Consider the following 14658-nt stretch of genomic DNA (forward strand, 5'->3'; position numbering starts at 1 on the left):
TTATTTAAATATACAATATTGGATTCGTACATGTTTCGGCTATGCAGGTTTTTACGCCGGGGCACTCCTTCTGGATAATCTCCTCAAAGATTTCGGCAGTGTACTGTTCGCTCTGATAGTGACCTATCACGCAAATCTGTATCTGCTGCTCATAGCCAAAGTACTGATGGTAGTGCATCTCGCCAGTAATAAATGCATCGGCCTGATTCTTAATGGCCTCGTCGAGCAGGAAATCGCCCGCACCACCGCAGATGGCCACGTGCTTAATGGGACGGCGCAGCAACTCGTTGCACATCGCACACTCCACACCAAAGGCATTCTTCACACCAATAATAAAGTCGTCGGCAGCCATAGCTTCGGGCAACTCGCCCACTACCCCACTGCCAGCCTCAATGCCGTCAACCTGCTTCTGCGCGAAAAACGCCACATTCTGCAGACCCAGCTTCTGGGCTATCTTAAAGTTCACGCCGCCACGGGCATTATCCATATTGGTATGCATCGATACCACCGCTATGCCCTGCTTAATAGCATGCATCACGGTGCGCTGAACGTCGGTCAGATCGCTGATGGTTTTCAAACCACGAAACAACAACGGATGGTGGCTTACAATCAGATTGCAACCCTTCGTCATAGCCTCGTCAACGATACGTTCGTTCACGTCCAGACACAATAATGCCCCTGAAACCTCCGTCTCTGTCAGTCCCAGTTGCAAGCCAGCATTATCCCAACTTTCCTGCAAGGGCAGAGGCGCGAAACGTTCAAGGGCGCTCAGCACTTCTTTTATCTTCACGGCTGCAAAATTACAAAGAATAATTGAAACGCGCGCGAGCGGCCTCTCTTTGTTATACATTTTTAACCAAAAACTAAATTTTTATAAAAAACTACATCAAATGTTTGGTAGATTAAAAAAATCTCCGTACCTTTGCACCCGCAATTCAGAAATGGTGCCCGTAGTTCAGTTGGTTAGAGCGTCAGATTGTGGTTCTGAATGTCGTGGGTTCGAGTCCCACCGGGCACCCAAAGAGTTTAAAACTCACGTAAGTCCCTGTAAGTAAACAACTTACGGGGGCTTTCTTTTTTACCCTCATTTTTGAAATATTTCAACGTTGGGTGTACGTTGGGTGTACACTTTGAATTTAGCATTTTACTTGGTCTATTTCTTTGCAGGATTTACTTTATTATAATCCTGCAGAATTATAGAAATTGGAGTGTTGTCAAGTTCTAACGTTGACAAGTTTAAAAACATTAGGGCAATTCAACCTTCAACCCACATTTTTATTCTGCAGGATCTATTCTCGTCCATGAACGAATCGCATCATCAATCAGTTTACGTAGTTCATCGATGAAGGGACGGACATTTTCTCTGGTGGTACCATCATACTCTAATCCAGCAAGCAGCTGTTGCCAAAAAGCCACATCAACACTCGTATCTTGATTCTTAATTCGAATAACAATATACCCATTCGCTCTGAATACTGCATCACGATACATATCTCGCCTTTGATGTAATATATGATAGCCACCATCAATCTCTATACAAATCTTTTCATTGCGAAGAAGCATATCTGGGGAAAATGCAACGTTACAGTTCTTGAAGGCAACGACCGAATTCCGTTCAACTTTCTCCTTCATGCTCTTAGGCAGCAATCGATATGCAACCATCTCGCACTGGGTTCTTGTCTTTTCCAGTCCCTTTGCTTTCACAACCTCATCTGGTGCCAAGTCTCTATAAATACTATCCATATGCTATAATCTCTAAATTAACCCCTCCCCCCACCAACGGGAAGTAAGGGCGTCTACCTAAATTTCGAGGCTAATTTACGAGAATGGGCAGGCTTTAGTGCAAGGTTTCATACGAAAATACTACCCGTAGGTGTGGAGATTTTCGAGATGAACCGCAGGCATAACCTTGAACATAAGCAAGCCACTCGTAACTTTGCAGAGAAATTTGATAGACGCACTACAACCCGGTGGGTCGGGTACGACCTTCCGTGTCAAATCATGATAACTCCATTATCATGCAAAATAAAGAAGATTAAAAATCTTTGATGGCTGACTTTAATAGGCCTTAAAACATCTGGTCAAAGCTCGAGCTTCAGTTTCTGCATCAATTTATACAGGCAGATGATAAACCAGCGATTTAACTGCACTATTCATTCAAAGTACCTATTTTTAAAATATTCGAATGGGGCCTTATCCTCATCGGGGCATACCTCTAAAGTCTTGGTTATAAAATCTTCGAGAGAAATAGCAGAAATCTTATTCTGAAATTCAGGTTTAAGTTCATTCCGTAATGATGCAACCTCTTTTTCTGTAGTTGGATGCTGTGCGGGGGCGAGCACAACGGAATAGCATCTGTGTGCACCCTGTTTGATACCATAGCATTCAGCAAGAAGGAAATTGCGATATATTTGCGTCACAACTTTCATGCCATCTAACTTCTTATTCTTATCCTTGGCTGCCTCTGCACTCTTAAGCAGTTCTGCTTCAGTTTCAGGTTTGAACATACCTATCCTCTTAATCCATTCATCATATCGAACGTCGCCTTTTCTGCTGGTATTTTCGCCTAACACATCAGTATATTTTGTTTCTATAGCGATAAAGGCTGGTTTGCCATCTGTATCCTTATAGCGCACGATAGCATCCATGGCTGTATTATCGTTCAGATAGTTTTCAATTTTTGTTTCCAGATACTCCAATCCCACCTTTGAAACCTCGCTTATATATTTATCTGGAAATATGTTCTGAAAGATATTGCTTACGATGTCGCCCCTACCCTGTTCCAGCATTTGAATGAATGGGCAAAAGAGGTTAAATGCCATTGGCTGGCTGGACAACATATTATTGAAGAGTCGATATTCGTCAATCGTCTCATGAAGTTGTTTTTTTTCTACTCTACCCTTGGCATAATTAAAAGTAAACTCGTTCACAAAGTTCTTGCCAGTCTTATCGCCATCAACCAACATATTTATTTGTGGTGTACCATTCTTAAGGTGTGGCCCAACTCCCATTGGCTCGCCCATACGTTCGCGATACTTGCCCTGCTGTTCTCTGCACTTCTGAGTGAATTCTCTAATCGTCATCATAATCTTCATTTAGTATTACTCCAAGCAAACAATTCAATTTCATCCATTAAGTCAATCACCTCTCCTGTTTTTAAGGTAATTCTCAATCCATGCTCTATGTTTTCTTCATTTATAATGTCCCTGCCAATATAAGCAAGGCGTTTCTCTGATCCACACTCTACGTGATTAATCAAGCCTTTCTTTTCTCTTATGGCCTGACGAATCACGTTTGCCAGTTGCAGGATTGAGGGACGGATACCTTCAAAAGTTAAAACATCATTCAGTTCTGCCACAGAAAAATCGTCAAAGGTGCATTTTGCGTAGGCAATCATCTGCTCGTCTGAAAACGAGTCGATAGTTATTGGGGTGATTGGCGGATAAGATAGCTTCTCGCCCGAAGTAAACTTCCACTGCTTTGCATTAAAGTATTCAGCAAAAGCTATTGGATAATCATAGTTTTTGGCATGATTTACTATATTCTCGAACCATCTGACGTATTCTGCATCAGTACCTTTAGCCAATGCCACGTAGCTACCATACTCCTTTATGAAATCATCGGCGCCAATCAATGGCCTCTTGGGATTTGGACGATCATCGGCTGTAGAACCATGTGGACATTCGAAGGGTAAGCTGTCGTGATTATGTTCACAATACAAGTTATCGCCTATCAGCACCTTAGGATAAACCATCCACCTCCAGCTGCCTCCTGATGGAGACAAGCCTGGGAAAAGTCTTAATTGCTCATAACCTCGCTTATGAAGCTCATGAACTATCATCACAATCTCGTATGCGCTACACTCGTCTATCATAGTACTTAATACTTATCTGTCCACGAAAAATCGTCAAATGGGATATGCCTTGCATAAAGCTCGTTTATATAAAGAATCATACCAAACTGTTCTGGTGTAAACTTGCTGGCAAACTGTTTTGTTTGGTCGCTTGCGTTTTTTAGGATCTCTTTACCCTTAAGTTTCCACTCTCCTTCCTTATTGCGAGCTACTATGTTTTTAACGAACATCATTTCTCCATCCCAAAAACGGTTTCGAATGTCATCGGGTGGATATGGGTTTTCGACTTCTCGATTATAGTATTTGTAAGACAGACCATACTGATTAAAGTACCATTTGCCTAATTGCCACAGGTATTGATCAATCTGCTTAATATCAAACGGCATTAGCCCATAGTATTGCCTAAAATCTTCGATAGCTTTCATAAATTCGCTATAAGTCCGTAGCTCTTCATTTTTGACAGCAGAGAAGTGGTCTCTTTTATTCAATGATATCAAGACCTTTTCGACATAGCTGTCATATATAGCGTACTTTTTAGGTTGATGATGGCTACAATACTTAGTAGCAAACGAATAGAAGGTATGAACTATATTCCCTTTTTCTACATGCGAAATATCATCCACCAATGAAAGATCGCCTTGCCTCAATCGTCCATCAATCCTTAACGACAATATATGCTGCGCAATAGTGTGTATATCGAAGATGTTGGTACTATAAAAGTCATTCAATGACGAACATTTGATTAAAACATCTTCTATTGTATTATTCTCTGGGCACAGCTTATGGAAGAGTTTTTCCAAAGCATTTTCTTGGTTGGAATAATTAGGTAATTGCATCCAGTAGTCAAGAAACCACTGAGCATCTTTTACTGATGGCCTATAGCCTTTGGGCAGATCTTTCTTTTTCATAGCTCAATGAATTAAAACAGCTTCTTCAAAAAGTGATATATGGCTGCAGCAGTAAGAGTGCGCTTGATGAATCCGGGGCGTTCTGGCTTATAATAATTTGGTGTATATGATGCAGCCCTGCTTTGCTCAAGATATTCGTTTGCTCTTTCTTGTCTATCGAGTTCCCTTTCCAGTCTTTCAAACTCTCTATCTTCCCTTTCCATCTGACGATCAAACTCTGCCTGTTCCTTTTGCCATTCCAGGTCCTCCTTCTCAAACTCGTATTGAGACTGTATTTCTTCCTTTTTGCTGTTGCGAATACTATTATGTTGCTCGATAATCATACGTTTCTCTTCGTCCGTATATACATCGTTATTCATAATGTACTCGTTCTCTCTATCCCAATACTCGTCAACTTCAGACAAGTCACTTTCATAACTGTCCTCAATCATCTGTGCTTCGAATTCGAAATCGTTATACACGTCAGCATCCAGATCATCTAAATCATCCAAATAAGGATCATAGTCATCATAATCGTCATACATAAGCACTTCCTCCTATATTATAGATTAATCCCCGCCTTTACATCCTACCCTCTTTATATTTTCGGATGACATCCTGCATGATGTCATAATGGTCAAATGCCAGATGTGGCAAGTCAGACAGCGGGAACCACTCTGCCTTAGCAGCATCATCCTGACCAATAACAGTTGCAGGCTTATCAATGACAGCCAAATAAGCCACTGTAATTGTTCTTCCTCTTGGGTCACGGTCAACCTTAGAGTATGCCCCAATCTGGCGAACCTCCGACACTCTAAGCCCAGTTTCTTCCTCCAACTCACGGATAGCACACTGCTCTGTAGTTTCATCCATATTCATGAATCCTCCAGGAAATGCCCATGCTCCTTTGAATGGGTCTGCACCTCTTTGAATAAGCAGCACCTTAGGGGCTGCCTCTTTAGTCATAACGATGCAATCAGCCGTTACTGCTGGTCTTGGATACTTATACGTGTATTCCATAATTCTTCGATCTTTTTGTAAAATTGAGCTATCACCTCTTTCATTGTATATTCAATATTAATTATTATATTTGCACTCGTTAACAACATCAAGGATGTGGAATAAGGCCGTCCTTTCATTCGTCATAAGACAGTAAGATATGTTCCGCCCCCACTCCTTAACATCCGAATCCGGACAGTTCACTGGGCATTGACCCCGCATTTGCAATGATGGCTCCAAGATGTTTCGATGTTGCATATTATTTAAAATGTTATTGTTATGACTTACATTGGTATTGACGTCAGCAAGGACTCTTTCGTCGTCGCTTACTCTCCAGACAAGAACAGCAAGACGAAGACATTCAAGAACACCACTAAGGGGATTCATGAGTTCATCAGGACTATCTCCAAGGAGGAGCACCATTGCGTCATGGAAGCGACAGGAAATTACAGTGCTCTGCTTGTCTATCTGCTTTCAGAGGCAGGTATAACGACAAGTTTGGAGAATCCGCTCAAAGTGAAGAACTTTGCTCGTGCAATGCTATCTACCGTCAAAACGGATGAGATAGATGCCCGTCTGATTGCTCTCTATGGAGAGAAAATGCAACCTGCGCCATACAAGCTCCGCAGTGATGCCATTCTCACCTTAAAGCAGAAGCGTACAGTCATCCGTCAGCTCAAGAAACAACTCATTGCCACAAGGAACCTCAAAGGCTCCATGGAGGTGCTGCCGTTCTTTGATGCCAAGTGCAAGAAGTCTATTGACAAGACCATTGCTTTCCTTGAGAAGCAGATCAAAGACCTAGAAGAAGATCTTACATCTCTTGCCAAATCTGAATACAAGAAGCAGATGGATTTACTCACCTCTGTAAAAGGCATAGGTATAACGCTTGCAGCTGCACTCATCATGGCCACTGGCGGCTTCACTTACTTTGATAATGCCAAGCAACTCACCCGTCATTTGGGATTGTCGCCGACTTATCAGCAGTCCGGTACTTCAGTCAATTTCAAAGGTCACATCAACCGCAACGGGGACTCTTCTTTAAGGAGTCAGCTCTATGTGGCAGCATTCGCATCTCTGAGATGCAACACTGAATGCAGAGCCTGTTATGACCGTTTGCGGTCTAATGGCAAGCCTGGAAAAGTCGCTGTCATAGCTGTGGCTAACAAACTCATCCGTCAGGCTTTTGCCGTTGTCACTCAGGAGAAACCCTATGTTGATGGTTACATATCTTCAAAAAAGTAACTCCTGCATTTTTCCAAAGTGTATCAGGTTGGAAAATCTAATACCTGAAAACACCGCGGGGTGTGGGGGCGAGAAGCCCCCATGAGAGGGTACTAATCAGCACTAAGTGCTAATTATCGTTAACTATATTCATTTTCTTTATTACAGTTCATATCTTCAGGAAGATAGGTAAGAATCTTCTGTTTCATTTCTTCTGGTATTCCCCAAATCGCTTCGGCGATACTGCCGACAATGGCTCCAAGCGTATCTGCATCAGCACCCAGACTAACTGCCTTGCGCACAGCATCCTCAAACGACGTACTTTCGCCTATTATCCAAAGTGCAACAGGAACCGTACCTTGGCAAGTTTCATCAAACTTGTTCTGTACATCTTTTCTGTTTATCTCAATATCATAACCCGAAAGAGCCGTACATCTGCTTAAGATGTAGTCGATGTCATTTTCTCCCAATTTGTCTTTACCTTTACGGAGTTCAAGTGCTGTATAAATGGCAAGTGCCACTGTTTTTGCACCTTTAATACCCTCAATGTGGTTATGCGAGGGCTTTGCCGTATCCTCTGCAGCCTGCAACATTTGATTCTCTTCGTCATACCAATATGCCACAGGGCTTACTCTCATGGCCGATCCATTACCAAAGGAGTTATATGGCTGAGGATTCTTACTACGTACCCATTGCGCAAAACGCCCACCATAGCTCCCCATCGGATGTGGATAGCGGTTACACCAGTCGTGAATGCTCGCGCCAAAGTTGCGTCCTTTTAGTAGAGCATCGGCCACAGCCACCGTACAGATGGTGTCATCTGTAAATCCATTCTTATCAGTCAACCATTCAAAGTTGTAGTCGTTTGTTGGATTGAACTCCCAGCGGCTACCAACTATATCTCCAATTATTGCTCCTATCATACTTATTGTTCCTATATCTATCTTAATCCCAACCTTCTTCGTCATTATTCTCCATATAGCGGCTCATGCCATTATCTTCCATATCATCCTCAGATGCAGGGTCAAAACCACGCATATTGTCATAACGGTTTGACTTATGAGAATGCGAAGAAGATGAGGAAGAAGAGAAAACTGATGATGGGTTATTTTCTTCATTCACGCTATTATTTGTAACATTTGCAGACATTGCAACAGTGTCAGGCTGTTCTACTACAGGGGAATTATAATTATCAACAGACTCAGTCTGTCGAATCTTCTTTCCACATGCGATGAATATTAACATGAGAAATATTATAGCCCCAATATATCTTACCCTATTCATTGTTTATTGCGGATTACTCCTTTTTGCAAGGACTACCATGTACCTCCATAGACCTTTACTATATATTGCATGCAAATATACTGCATTTTATTATATTATAAACCAATTGAATACCTTTTTTTCATAAAAGGGTAATTTTATGGGTTATTTAGCTACTTTTTTCATTTGAACCTATACCCTAACCTCCTTTAAATAGCTTTCTATAATCTCTGACTTAAGTGCTCTTTGCACCACGTCGCGGGTAAATGGGCAACCGTCTACATAGTCTGTAGGATAGGCGTTTGCCATCTCAAGTAGTCCATTGTACAATTCGCGTACCACATCTTTGCATCGTGCAAACCCGCTAAAAGGCAAGCGATCCTTGCTTACTTGGCTATTAGGTGTTACTGTGATATCCATCATATCGCCCACCTTCTTTAGTTCAATCTTAGTAGGTTCCTCATCTTCGCCCAGTTCGATAACAGTCCTGGGATGATTCACTATTCTCTCCAGACAAGTACGAATGTAACTCCACTCTATGCCCAGGTCTTCTATGGAATCTGTCATAATCATTGTTCCCAAGCTGATGCGATAATCTATGCATTTCCAATCGTTGCTATCATGATGCAAATAGTTGAATGCGAACAACTGCGGCTCTAAGTTTTCAATATTCAGGCTATCACCTTCCACATCTTTGTACGCCTGTTTACACCACTCCAATCTCTCCTGCATGTGGTCGCGTAGATAAACAGGCGACTTTACTACAAGCCGGTCGCCATAGAACATCAGTTCCTGTATCAGTTCGTAGTTTACCATCACATCCAGCGTCACTTTGATATTTCTGTCACCCTCTATCTCAAGCTTTTGTGTTTCGCTGATGGGATACGAGTAAAGATAAGGATATAGTGATATATCTGCCCACAACTCGATATGCTCCACTGTAGTTTCAGGCGGAACAGTCACACCTACCAGATGCTTGAAATACTGTTTGAACGATGTCTTGGTCGGCTTGAATTTCACCTCGTTGTTTGCCTTTACCGCACTCATACATATCAGCGGATAAGCTTCTATCCTATCTTTGCCTTCCTGTTGGGCCATCAGATACCAACGGCGCCAGTACTGCTTCAGAAAATAAGGGTGCAAGGTTATCGATTCAGCATCTCTAAAGTCCTTTCTATACTCTACGTCAACCACCTGTCGATTGCGTATAGCCTTGAATAGTGGCATCAGGAACTCTGCATCCCATGGTGTTCCGCCTTCAAATCGTGCTATTTCCTTCTGCTTGCTCATGATGTTCTGGTCAAGACGAGTAAGCATCTGGTCGATCCAGCCAAATTCTGACATGCCTTTGAATCCCTGCAGCAGGCTTCGCACCTCCTGCAGCTTCTCTATTTCATTCTCAGTCAACTCACGATTATATATCGAGTCGAATCCGTCGCGATAGCGGTAATAGCGCTTCTTGTGTCTATCTTCCCAGACTATACCCTCCTGACCAAATACCTTGAAGAACTTGGCGTTCATCTCGGTAATATCCTGGCTAAAGGTAGTTCTCGACTGGATAGGCAGCATTCCTCTATCCTCCAGCTTTCTGTTTACGATAGCCATCAGCTGTTCGCGGGTGTATTCACGCCCAGTACCAAAGCACTGATCGTAAATCATTTCTCGCATTGCATAGTCCTTAGTATTTGCCATATCGCGTAATATTTTTAGTTATGGTGCAAAGATACAAAACATCTGTTCACTTAAAGCGAACAGATGTTTTTTTTTCTAATTACATTCAAAATTAAAACTACATACACACATATTCTGCCCATTCTTCTGGACTATCATATATATTACTGATGTGTTCTATATGATCAACACTCATCTTGTCAATAATATCCCTTGCATCTTTTTCAGAATAAGCTTTTTCCCCAGTCGCCTCATTCGTGACTGCAACCAACGCGTTGTATAATTCATCTTTTGTCATCATATTCATTTCTACATTGTGTTAAATTCCGCCAATTCTTCCGGAGTATGAGACTGCATGTCGTATGCAAGTGAATCATCAGAATAACTATCAACGATTCCCTTAGCTTGTTCTTTTGTAAGATACGGTTTGCCCTTTTCTTTGATATTAAGCAGCGCATTATAAAAATCTTCTCGATAATGGCCGATGATTTCCGTAGTATAAGGATACTCCCTGGCGCTATAGTATAGCCTCTTGAATTCCTCTACTTTATAGTTGCGACCATCCTTGCACGACATAGCACAAGCCTTGGGGAATGTGCACCAGCGTTTCAACTCAAGGTTGACCAGAAGAGCCTTCTGTCCTTCAATCCGATCTACGCAAGTAAATCCCTTATCAGCAAGATATTGAATAAACTCTCCAAGCTCATTCATATCCTTACATATCACAGAGTAAGGAAGAATCTTACGGCCCTTACCTTCAGCACTCTTGTCTAAACTTTTATAATAAACTTCTTCCCACATAATTATCTATATTTAAAATAGACAGGACTCGCGCCCTCATATTGGGCATTGCGAGCCCTGCCTGTCTAACCCTTTCAAAGAAAAGAAGGAAACCAAGCGGCAGAATCGAACTGCTACTGAAAGCCTTACGGCTTGCCCACCTTTACCATGCATCGTGGCTCTACCTGGCAATCCTTCTCCAACAAGACTCACTCCCTCAATAACGGGCATGCGAAGTCCTGATATAATCTCCACGACCTCTGTCATTGCCATTGTGGAGTAAGCGGATTGGCTAAGGAGTTGAACCTTGCAATATACTGCCATTACAGGAAGCCCCGCTAACGATGCGACCATCAATCCGCTATTTAAAATAAACAGGACTCGCGCCCTTACATTGGGCATTGCGATGCCCTGCCTGTCTAACCCTATTTTTTGCAAAGGTACCGTTTATATGTTCAGCCAAAGCGAACATAATGAAAAAATTATCGTCTTCTGCACCAACTTGCAAGATATCTCAGGAGAGGATACGTTTCTATGGTAACATCATTCGCATAATACTCCTTCTTAATACCACCTTTGGTTATTGTTATATCATAACTGTACCCATCCAGCACCATCATACCAGATTCATTAGGTATCTCATCCTTTGACAGGATCTTATTGATAGCACTCTCCGTGAAAGCCTTCAACACACGTTTAGGGATAGGTCGCACCTCTTTTTGATTCCCCATAAGGTCTTCACATTTCACCTTATAGTTCTTTCCCTTTTCATCCAAAGTCATGTCCACAACCACGCTGCCAGAAACTATGAGACTGTGCTGGGCAGAAAACTTTATTTTTATCTTTTCCATATAAATGCTATTTAGGCAAGTCAATACCAGTCAAATCTACTTTATGCGCAGCTGGCAAACTACTTTCATCATATCCCTCAGTATTGTAGAAATATGGAGTAGCTTTGTTCTTACCATATATATACTCGTCAAGTTCATGTGCATTTTCAAGTACATACTTGATGCCATTATGACCTCTACCCCATACAGATTTAACGGGATCAAATGTAACATTAACAATGTCTACATATCCTATTATACACTTCTGTGGTAATTTATCATATGAAGGTAATTTGCCTGCTTTTTCAAGACTCGTGAGAATGTCCTTTACCATATCATCGAGTTCATTCCACGGAACTTTTGAGCCGCTGGCAGCAACGAATATCTTTCGGCATTTTGTAGGCATAGACTCCCTGCATTCAATATCTTTAACGCCACATGCGATAAGCGATGCCCAAGGTTGACGTATTGCCAGAGTCTTCATGAATGGCACATCTGATTTCTCTTTTACTTTCTCAGGTTCAGCTTTTTCTATTAGCTCTTCAATGGATGAAACATCACGTTCTTTAAAAATAGACTCCATATCTATTTTCCTGTATACTTCCTCTGGTAGTAACTTAATAAACTCCGGAGACAAATGATATGGATGAACAGATAACTCTCCTTCAATTTTCATCTTACGTGCCATCTTGTAAGCACCATCCATAATTGCATCTTTAATTTTTTCGAACACATTAACAGGTAGGTCCTCTATTTCACCCGTGAAGTGTCCATCGGCAATAAAGTTACTGCTTTCTTTGATCTGTTTATCCGACAAATTTGCATACACAACAAATGTGTCAACATAATTGTCGTCAGAAAAAATAGCGTAATCAAAAGGAATTTTGTGTATCATAATTATAAAGTTTTAAGTTATTATTTGCCTGCGTACTTTTCTTTGTTTAAATCGTGCTTTGCGTGCTGATACACATAGTTTATTGCCTTCTTCAGCACATCTGCATCATTGCTCATCAGGTCGTCGTACACATCATCTTCAGGAACATACTTTATTATATTCCCTTTGTAACCGACCATAAAATACAATCCACTAAGATCATAAACAGGATGGAAAATACCCTGATAGCATGAAAACTCAAAAGTTACTTCACCATTTTCGTTCTCAATGCGCTTACGAGAGAATATCTGACCTTTCGATGTTGAAATCTCAAGACCATAAACCTTTTCAAAATCAATTATACCATTCTTTTCCATAACTTAAATTTAGAATTTTCGGCAAAGATAGCAACTATCTGTTCAGTCAAAGTGAACACAAGCACCTTTATGTAATAATATCATTAGTTTTTTACTATTTTTGATGCAAATATACGAAAAAACAAGTAACACCCAAAACATTTTTAGATTTTTCCAAAACAAAAATCGTTATACGTATAATATAAGGGTCCTTACCAATAATAATTACTACTTTTGCACCATCAAACATTAAATAATAGTATATGGCAAACTTTTTAGAGATTAAGATTCCTGTTAGAAAAGAAGAGGGTTGGAACGAATGGGCAAAAGAGATGCGCTCAAAGATTAAGGCAGCTGGCATTCCTGTAAGATGGCAGATGTTTCATTATCACATGACCATGTTGTTTCTCGACGATGACAACTGTGTAGAGGAACTTAACCAAGAATTTGAACAATGCATGTCCGTATTCCACTCTCTGCCTATAACCATCGACAAACTGGACGCTTTCACTACTGGTGATGGTGCCAGCCATATCATTTACCTGACATCGACTCAGGTGCCCTCTCCTATCCTTACTCTTGCAGAGGATGTCAGAACTCTGGCTGATAGCTTGAATGCGAACTACGACAAACGTCCATTTAGACCCCATATTACTTTGGGCAGGGTATCAGCAGACAAGGTATCGCTGGAACAATTACAATCCGCCATTCACATAATCGCACAACCTATGTTCAGATGTATTCTCAATGAGGCGGAACATCGATACTTTAGGGGCGATAAGATTAAAACCTGGAAATTATTATAGTACAAGCTATGTTATACGGTATATCATAACCTTAACTCTCGTCTAAAATGACTAATTTTGCACCCAGAAATCATAATTAATAATTATTTAAATATAATAAAGGTATGAGTAAAGAAATGAATCTTCCCCGCCCTACAGTCGATCAGTTGAATGAGTACGACCACCTCTCTGCAATGCTGAAGAATCCAGACCTTCGTGGTGCCGCTTACGACGACACTATCGATCGTATCAACCAACTCGTCTCGTCATACGATTGGAATAACTACGAGTTCACTGATTCCACCACAGGTCTCAAGGGCGTCAAGAATGCTGCAGGCCAAATATTGGTACCTGCCCAGTTTGAGGGTTTCACCATCCTGGGCGACCATCACGTATTCGACTTCAAACACCTGGCAGCCAAGAAGAACGGCAAGTTCGGCGTAGTCAAAGCAGACGGTACAGGCGAAACACTCTGCGACTTCCGCTTCGATGTTCTCATCTGGGATGCCTATACTGGTCTCTACCATGGCTGTTGGGATGGTGTCAAGGGCAAGTTCGGCTATGTCACCATCGATGGCAAGGTGTTCATTCCCAACGTCATCTCCAAGTTCTATGAGCCTTGGAACGATTTCATCCTTCTTGAGGCCGACGGTAAGTTTGGTGCCCTCGATTGCAGCACCATGTGCTTCGTTCTCCCTCAGTACGACAAGGTCGACTGTGAGCCTGATACTGATGCCGTCTTCTATAAGGATGGAGTAGCTGGCTACGTAGTCGAGGATACTGGCGAATTCGTCCCTGTAGACCAGTTCGAGGACAATGAGAAGTACGACAACGCCTACGTCTTCAACACCAATATCAACATCTGATAATAGTTTTTCTCCTCAAATCCTTGGCGGTTTGGGGAGAAAAACCTATCTTTGCAGTGTAATTATTATCCTAAAACAAATAATAGCTTATGTGGATTCCTTGTCAATGTTGCGGTCAGCAGTATCCCCAGGACTGGCGCTGGTTTGTATGCGATACCTGTGGTTATCGCATTTGTCCCTCATGTTTGGGCCGTCATAGCGGCACTTATGGCTCTGGTTACAAGTGTAGCCAATGTGCGTTTGGACATATGAAAGAAAAGACACGTTAAC

General features: G+C 41.7%; 19 protein-coding genes and 1 tRNA gene. 5 read left to right on the top strand and 15 right to left on the bottom strand.

Features of this window, described 5'->3' with window-relative positions; translation table 11 throughout:
• Positions 1-4: 4 nt before the first annotated feature.
• Complete coding sequence (locus tag BLU97_RS10710; protein ID WP_074761568.1) at positions 5-790, bottom strand: Nif3-like dinuclear metal center hexameric protein; 786 nt, start codon at positions 788-790, stop codon at positions 5-7.
• Positions 791-944: 154 nt separating this feature from the next.
• Here BLU97_RS10710 and BLU97_RS10715 point away from each other — a divergent pair.
• Positions 945-1018: transfer RNA gene (locus BLU97_RS10715), tRNA-His, on the top strand.
• 257 nt (positions 1019-1275) lie between these two features.
• Here the strand turns inward: BLU97_RS10715 and BLU97_RS10720 are convergent.
• The 6 genes from BLU97_RS10720 to BLU97_RS10745 all read right to left on the bottom strand — a co-directional run bounded on the left by BLU97_RS10720 (position 1276) and on the right by BLU97_RS10745 (position 5760).
• A complete protein-coding gene (locus tag BLU97_RS10720) occupies positions 1276-1743 on the bottom strand; it encodes a DUF559 domain-containing protein (RefSeq protein ID WP_074761569.1) in 468 nt (155 codons plus the stop codon).
• 410 nt (positions 1744-2153) lie between these two features.
• Positions 2154-3086 carry a PGN_0703 family putative restriction endonuclease gene (locus tag BLU97_RS10725; protein ID WP_139209004.1) on the bottom strand — a complete coding sequence of 311 codons (933 nt, stop codon included), beginning with the start codon at positions 3084-3086 and terminating at the stop codon, positions 2154-2156.
• 5 nt (positions 3087-3091) lie between these two features.
• Entirely contained in the window at positions 3092-3844 is a 753-nt protein-coding gene (locus BLU97_RS10730) for a hypothetical protein (protein WP_139209005.1), read from the bottom strand.
• Positions 3845-3879: 35 nt separating this feature from the next.
• Positions 3880-4761, bottom strand: coding sequence for a hypothetical protein (locus tag BLU97_RS10735; RefSeq protein WP_074761572.1), 882 nt, complete (start codon positions 4759-4761; stop codon positions 3880-3882).
• 11 nt (positions 4762-4772) lie between these two features.
• Entirely contained in the window at positions 4773-5285 is a 513-nt protein-coding gene (locus BLU97_RS10740; protein WP_074761573.1) for a hypothetical protein, read from the bottom strand.
• A gap of 37 nt (positions 5286-5322) precedes the next feature.
• On the bottom strand, positions 5323-5760 hold the full coding sequence (locus BLU97_RS10745; RefSeq protein ID WP_074761574.1) for an NUDIX domain-containing protein: 438 nt from the start codon (positions 5758-5760) through the stop codon (positions 5323-5325).
• A 258-nt stretch (positions 5761-6018) separates the two neighbouring features.
• On the opposite strand from BLU97_RS10745, the gene BLU97_RS10750 reads away from it, so the two are divergent.
• Positions 6019-6984 (top strand): IS110 family transposase, encoded by a 966-nt coding sequence (locus BLU97_RS10750; protein ID WP_074761575.1) that lies wholly within the window; start codon positions 6019-6021, stop codon positions 6982-6984.
• Between the two features lie 119 nt (positions 6985-7103).
• Here BLU97_RS10750 and BLU97_RS10755 read toward each other — a convergent pair whose 3' ends face one another.
• From BLU97_RS10755 to BLU97_RS10795, 8 genes are all read right to left on the bottom strand, one after another.
• Positions 7104-7931 (bottom strand): ADP-ribosylglycohydrolase family protein, encoded by an 828-nt coding sequence (locus tag BLU97_RS10755; RefSeq protein WP_254771710.1) that lies wholly within the window; start codon positions 7929-7931, stop codon positions 7104-7106.
• A complete protein-coding gene (locus BLU97_RS10760; RefSeq protein ID WP_074761576.1) occupies positions 7909-8247 on the bottom strand; it encodes a hypothetical protein in 339 nt (112 codons plus the stop codon). Before BLU97_RS10760 ends, BLU97_RS10755 begins: the two co-directional genes overlap by 23 nt.
• A gap of 171 nt (positions 8248-8418) precedes the next feature.
• On the bottom strand, positions 8419-9918 hold the full coding sequence (locus BLU97_RS10765; protein ID WP_074761577.1) for a helix-turn-helix transcriptional regulator: 1500 nt from the start codon (positions 9916-9918) through the stop codon (positions 8419-8421).
• 97 nt (positions 9919-10015) lie between these two features.
• Positions 10016-10198 carry a hypothetical protein gene (locus BLU97_RS10770; protein WP_139209006.1) on the bottom strand — a complete coding sequence of 61 codons (183 nt, stop codon included), beginning with the start codon at positions 10196-10198 and terminating at the stop codon, positions 10016-10018.
• An 8-nt stretch (positions 10199-10206) separates the two neighbouring features.
• Positions 10207-10698: a hypothetical protein gene (locus BLU97_RS10775; protein WP_074761579.1), complete on the bottom strand. Its 492-nt coding sequence runs from the start codon at positions 10696-10698 to the stop codon at positions 10207-10209.
• Positions 10699-11159: 461 nt separating this feature from the next.
• Positions 11160-11528 (bottom strand): hypothetical protein, encoded by a 369-nt coding sequence (locus tag BLU97_RS10785; protein WP_074761581.1) that lies wholly within the window; start codon positions 11526-11528, stop codon positions 11160-11162.
• A 7-nt stretch (positions 11529-11535) separates the two neighbouring features.
• The gene (locus BLU97_RS10790) at positions 11536-12402 is read right to left on the bottom strand and encodes an ASCH domain-containing protein (RefSeq protein WP_074761582.1); all 867 of its coding nucleotides are present in this window, start codon (positions 12400-12402) and stop codon (positions 11536-11538) included.
• A gap of 20 nt (positions 12403-12422) precedes the next feature.
• Positions 12423-12758 carry a hypothetical protein gene (locus tag BLU97_RS10795; protein WP_074761583.1) on the bottom strand — a complete coding sequence of 112 codons (336 nt, stop codon included), beginning with the start codon at positions 12756-12758 and terminating at the stop codon, positions 12423-12425.
• 242 nt (positions 12759-13000) lie between these two features.
• On the opposite strand from BLU97_RS10795, the gene BLU97_RS10800 reads away from it, so the two are divergent.
• The 3 genes from BLU97_RS10800 to BLU97_RS15850 all read left to right on the top strand — a co-directional run bounded on the left by BLU97_RS10800 (position 13001) and on the right by BLU97_RS15850 (position 14657).
• Positions 13001-13543 carry a 2'-5' RNA ligase family protein gene (locus BLU97_RS10800; protein ID WP_074761584.1) on the top strand — a complete coding sequence of 181 codons (543 nt, stop codon included), beginning with the start codon at positions 13001-13003 and terminating at the stop codon, positions 13541-13543.
• 104 nt (positions 13544-13647) lie between these two features.
• Positions 13648-14388, top strand: coding sequence for a hypothetical protein (locus BLU97_RS10805; RefSeq protein WP_139209007.1), 741 nt, complete (start codon positions 13648-13650; stop codon positions 14386-14388).
• Between the two features lie 89 nt (positions 14389-14477).
• Positions 14478-14657 carry a hypothetical protein gene (locus tag BLU97_RS15850; RefSeq protein WP_139209008.1) on the top strand — a complete coding sequence of 60 codons (180 nt, stop codon included), beginning with the start codon at positions 14478-14480 and terminating at the stop codon, positions 14655-14657.
• The last annotated feature ends 1 nt before the right edge of the window (position 14658 follow it).

Source organism: Xylanibacter ruminicola (assembly GCF_900107775.1).
Taxonomy (GTDB): Bacteria; Bacteroidota; Bacteroidia; order Bacteroidales; family Bacteroidaceae; genus Prevotella; species Prevotella ruminicola_C.

What these genes read in the sequence shown, in the direction of transcription:
- BLU97_RS10720 (WP_074761569.1), bottom strand. Translation starts at nt 1,743, where the DNA reads ATGGATAGTATTTATAGAGACTTGGCACCAGATGAGGTTGTGAAAGCA.
- BLU97_RS10725 (WP_139209004.1), bottom strand. Translation starts at nt 3,086, where the DNA reads ATGATGACGATTAGAGAATTCACTCAGAAGTGCAGAGAACAGCAGGGC.
- BLU97_RS10735 (WP_074761572.1), bottom strand. Translation starts at nt 4,761, where the DNA reads ATGAAAAAGAAAGATCTGCCCAAAGGCTATAGGCCATCAGTAAAAGAT.
- BLU97_RS10740 (WP_074761573.1), bottom strand. Translation starts at nt 5,285, where the DNA reads ATGTATGACGATTATGATGACTATGATCCTTATTTGGATGATTTAGAT.
- BLU97_RS10745 (WP_074761574.1), bottom strand. Translation starts at nt 5,760, where the DNA reads ATGGAATACACGTATAAGTATCCAAGACCAGCAGTAACGGCTGATTGC.
- BLU97_RS10750 (WP_074761575.1), top strand. Translation starts at nt 6,019, where the DNA reads ATGACTTACATTGGTATTGACGTCAGCAAGGACTCTTTCGTCGTCGCT.
- BLU97_RS10755 (WP_254771710.1), bottom strand. Translation starts at nt 7,931, where the DNA reads ATGACGAAGAAGGTTGGGATTAAGATAGATATAGGAACAATAAGTATG.
- BLU97_RS10760 (WP_074761576.1), bottom strand. Translation starts at nt 8,247, where the DNA reads ATGAATAGGGTAAGATATATTGGGGCTATAATATTTCTCATGTTAATA.
- BLU97_RS10765 (WP_074761577.1), bottom strand. Translation starts at nt 9,918, where the DNA reads ATGGCAAATACTAAGGACTATGCAATGCGAGAAATGATTTACGATCAG.
- BLU97_RS10770 (WP_139209006.1), bottom strand. Translation starts at nt 10,198, where the DNA reads ATGATGACAAAAGATGAATTATACAACGCGTTGGTTGCAGTCACGAAT.
- BLU97_RS10775 (WP_074761579.1), bottom strand. Translation starts at nt 10,698, where the DNA reads ATGTGGGAAGAAGTTTATTATAAAAGTTTAGACAAGAGTGCTGAAGGT.
- BLU97_RS10785 (WP_074761581.1), bottom strand. Translation starts at nt 11,528, where the DNA reads ATGGAAAAGATAAAAATAAAGTTTTCTGCCCAGCACAGTCTCATAGTT.
- BLU97_RS10790 (WP_074761582.1), bottom strand. Translation starts at nt 12,402, where the DNA reads ATGATACACAAAATTCCTTTTGATTACGCTATTTTTTCTGACGACAAT.
- BLU97_RS10795 (WP_074761583.1), bottom strand. Translation starts at nt 12,758, where the DNA reads ATGGAAAAGAATGGTATAATTGATTTTGAAAAGGTTTATGGTCTTGAG.
- BLU97_RS10800 (WP_074761584.1), top strand. Translation starts at nt 13,001, where the DNA reads ATGGCAAACTTTTTAGAGATTAAGATTCCTGTTAGAAAAGAAGAGGGT.
- BLU97_RS10805 (WP_139209007.1), top strand. Translation starts at nt 13,648, where the DNA reads ATGAGTAAAGAAATGAATCTTCCCCGCCCTACAGTCGATCAGTTGAAT.
- BLU97_RS15850 (WP_139209008.1), top strand. Translation starts at nt 14,478, where the DNA reads ATGTGGATTCCTTGTCAATGTTGCGGTCAGCAGTATCCCCAGGACTGG.